The sequence below is a fragment of the Mycobacterium sp. genome, from assembly GCF_019243155.1.
Lineage (GTDB): Bacteria > Actinomycetota > Actinomycetes > Mycobacteriales > Mycobacteriaceae > Mycobacterium.
In genome coordinates this window covers 1-3,219 of sequence record NZ_JAFAUS010000203.1, presented here as the reverse complement: position 1 = coordinate 3,219, position 3,219 = coordinate 1, and the positions used below count along the sequence as shown (strand labels likewise).

3 protein-coding genes and 1 pseudogene are annotated in these 3,219 nt (G+C 64.6%); all 4 read right to left on the bottom strand.

The annotated features are described in order from the left end of the window. On the bottom strand, nucleotides 1–762 hold a 762-nt coding region (locus JOZ00_RS10135), incomplete at its 3' end, for an MCE family protein (protein WP_293343308.1). Then, the gene (locus JOZ00_RS10130; protein WP_293343306.1) at nucleotides 759–1,799 is read right to left on the bottom strand and encodes a virulence factor Mce family protein; all 1,041 of its coding nucleotides are present in this window, start codon (nucleotides 1,797–1,799) and stop codon (nucleotides 759–761) included. The genes JOZ00_RS10130 and JOZ00_RS10135, both read right to left, overlap by 4 nt. Continuing rightward, nucleotides 1,796–3,103, bottom strand: a complete 1,308-nt coding sequence (locus tag JOZ00_RS10125; RefSeq protein WP_293343304.1) for an MCE family protein — start codon at nucleotides 3,101–3,103, stop codon at nucleotides 1,796–1,798. The genes JOZ00_RS10130 and JOZ00_RS10125 overlap by 4 nt, the downstream gene beginning before the upstream one ends. A gap of 5 nt (nucleotides 3,104–3,108) precedes the next feature. Further along, nucleotides 3,109–3,219, bottom strand: a pseudogene (locus JOZ00_RS10120) (ABC transporter permease); the annotation flags it as partial.

Here is a 3,219-nt window from a genome sequence, read left to right as displayed (position 1 = left end):
GTTGATCAGGCCCTTGACCTGTTCGGAGAACGCGGCGACGTTGGACAGCAGTGCGTTGATGGCCCGACCGCGTTCGTTAAAGGCGGCCAGCAGAGTCTTCGCGTTGACCAACAGCCGGTCGACCTGATCACTGCGGTCACCGAGGATGGTGGCCACCTGGTTGGCCTGGGCCAGCAGGTGCTTGACCTCCTCGTCGCGCTTTCCGATCGTGTCGGAGAATTTGGCCACTCCGTCGAGCGCCGCGCTCAGGTGCGGGTAGGTCTGATCGACGGTTTCGGAGAGCACGTGCAGCGACTGCTTGACGGTGTCGATGTCCCAACCTTGCGCGGCCTTGGTGACGTCGAAGAAGGCGTCGTAGATCTGATAAGGGGTCGTGCTCTGGCCCAGCGGCAACGTCGCGCCGGGCCGTAACGGCTTGGTGCCCAGCGCCTCGACGTCGAGAATCTTCTTACCCAGGATGGTGTCGGTCTTGATCGCCAGCCGACTCTCGGTACCGATGGTGTTGGTGCCGATCGAGAACTTGAGCAGGATGTGGTCGCCGTCGATCTTGAGGCCTTCCACCTTTCCGACGTCCATCCCCGCGATCCGCACCTTGTCACCGGTGTTGATGCCACCCGAGTCCGTGAACTGGCCGTAGTAGTTCGGCTTGGCGAAAATTATCGGAACGCTGGTGAAGCTTTGGCCGACGCCGATGACGAGCAGCGTCACCACGATGCCCATCAGGCCGATGCGCATCCGGTTGGGCGGTTCCAGCGTTCTCATTGCGGCGTGCACCTACCCGTCGGCTGCTGGAAGAGCCGGACCGTGCGGACGGGGCCGCCGGCCTGCAGGCCGTTGATCTTCAGCGTGATGTCGCAGGCGTAGAAGTTCACGAAGTCCCCGTAGGACCCGATGGCGCGCCCGATCATGTTCAGCGCTGCCGGCACCTTCTTCAGGTAGTCCTGCAACTGGTCGCGCTGATCGATGAGCGGCTGCTGAACCGAGTCCAGGTAGTTGATGGATTTATGCAACAGGCCGCGGTCCTCGGCCAGCAGGTCGGCGACCGTTCCGGCGGCGTTGCTGATGTGGGCGGTCCCGCCCGCGAGCTGATCGCCGTGATCCTTCAGGCCGGTGATCAGGACCTCGAGGTTGTTGACCGTCTGGTCGAATTGCTGCCGGTGCCGAACCGTGGTGTCCAGCACGATGTTCAGGTTCTTGATCACCTCGCCGATCGCCTGGTCCCGCTCGCCGAGTTGGTTCGTCAGCTGGGCGGTCTGATCGAGGATGTCGTTGATGGTGCCGCCCTGGCCTTGGAACACGGTGACCAGCGCCGTGGCGATGGTGTTGACCTTCTGCGGGTCCAGCGCGCGGAACAGCGGTTTGAATCCACCGATGAGGGCGTCGAGGTCAAGCGCCGGCGACGTTCTCGCCACGGGGATGAACCCGCCCGGCGGCAGGACCCGGTCGGCGCCGTCACCTTCGCCGCGCTTGAGCTCGAGGTAGCGGTTGCCGATCAGGTCGAGGTAGCGGATCTGCGCGCTCGTCGACTGGTACAACGGAATCGCGCGGTCGACATTGAAATCCACCCGTGCGCGCTTGCCGCCGTCGACGAGCTGGATCGAATCGACCTTGCCGACCTCGACACCCGAGGCGCGGACGAACTGACCCGCCCGCAGGCCGCTGACGTTGGTGAATTCCGCCGAATAAGAGTAGGTACTGTCGAAGCGCATCTGCCCGAACACCACGATGATCATCACAGTGAAGAGCAGCAGCACCACCGAGAAGATGCTGAGTTTGGCGATGGTCCCGGAGATTTTCATGGGTTGATCGTGTTATCCCCTACTTGGCGGCCCCAGACGTACTCGATCGCGTACGGCGATCCGGTGTCGAGGTGGTTGTACGGCGCGATGCTGTTGCCGCTGTCCATCACCAACTCCGGTGCGGGCCACAGGTCGTGCGTCAACGGCTGCCAGCAGCCCGGCGCACCGCCCGGGCCGCCGCGGGCGTTCACGCGCGGCAGGTTCTCCGGGTACGTGTAGGGGTTCGGCGCACCGCCGACCAGCCCGGCGAGCCCGCCGAGCCCCAACGTCAGCGCGGCGACGGCCACCAGCGACAGGGGGTTCGCCACCAGTCCCAACCCCGACAGCGCCTGGGTGTGGCTGTTGAGTGAGTAGCCGTTGCCACCGAGGAACGCGGCCGCCTTGGGCTCGATGTCGTGGTAGTTACGCAGCGTGCAGAAGAGCTCGGGGCTGTAGGTGTCCAGCAACTGGGCCGTGGGCACCAGGTCTTCCGCTCCCCGGGCCAGATACGGGCCACCGCGCTCGAAGATGTCCGCGCCGCTGTTGCCGAACCCGACCGCCGACAGCAGCGCCTGATCCAGATCCTTCTGCTGCGCGTTGATCGTGCGCGCCGTGACCACCGAATTGTTCAGGAAGTCAATCAGATCCGGCGAGGCGTTGGCGTAGGTGTCGCCCAGCGCCGCCAGCTGCGCGATGTCGCGCTTGGCCTGCGGCAGCTGCGGGTTCACATCGTCCAGGATCGCGTTGGCGTTGACCACCGACTGGCCGAACTTGTCGCCGAGGCCCGCCAGCGATTGCGCCGCCGCGCTCAGCGTCAAATTCAGCTTGACCGGATCGACTTTCTGCGCGATCGAGGTGATGGTCTCGAACAGCGTGTTGATCTCGGTGGTGACCGAACGGGCGTCGATCACGGTGTGCGTGTTGATCTTCTGCGCGGACGGATGTTGTGGCGTCGTCAACGACACGTACTTGCCACCGAAGACCGTCGTCGCCTTCACGTCGGCGTTGACGTTCGCCGGGATCAGCTTCAGGTACCGCGGATACACCTCAAGGGTGAACCGGGCCGCGGGCTTACCGTCGCGCACGGTCTCCGAGATCTTGCCGACCCGGCCGATCTCCACGCCGTTATAGGTCACCTTCGAGCCCGGGTCCATGACGAGCCCGGCCCGCGACGCCAGCATCGTCAGCTCGGTCTTGGAGGTGAAGTCGCCCCGGAACTGCCCGTAGACGAGAACCAGGGCGACTGCGGCGACGACGATCGATGCCACGCCGATCAGCTTGTACGGCGGCCTGCGCGGGGCGTTGACTTTTACCGGCGATGTCATGGCGGCTACACCGTTAGCGCGAAGTTGGGGTTGACGCCGTACAGCGCCAACGCGGCCGCCAACACGACAACCTGAACCGACACCAGCGAGAAACGCATCGACCGGCCGACGGCCTC

Coding starts and splice junctions, on each gene's coding strand:
- JOZ00_RS10130 (WP_293343306.1), bottom strand. CDS start 1,799: ATGAAAATCTCCGGGACCATCGCCAAACTCAGCATCTTCTCGGTGGTG.
- JOZ00_RS10125 (WP_293343304.1), bottom strand. CDS start 3,103: ATGACATCGCCGGTAAAAGTCAACGCCCCGCGCAGGCCGCCGTACAAG.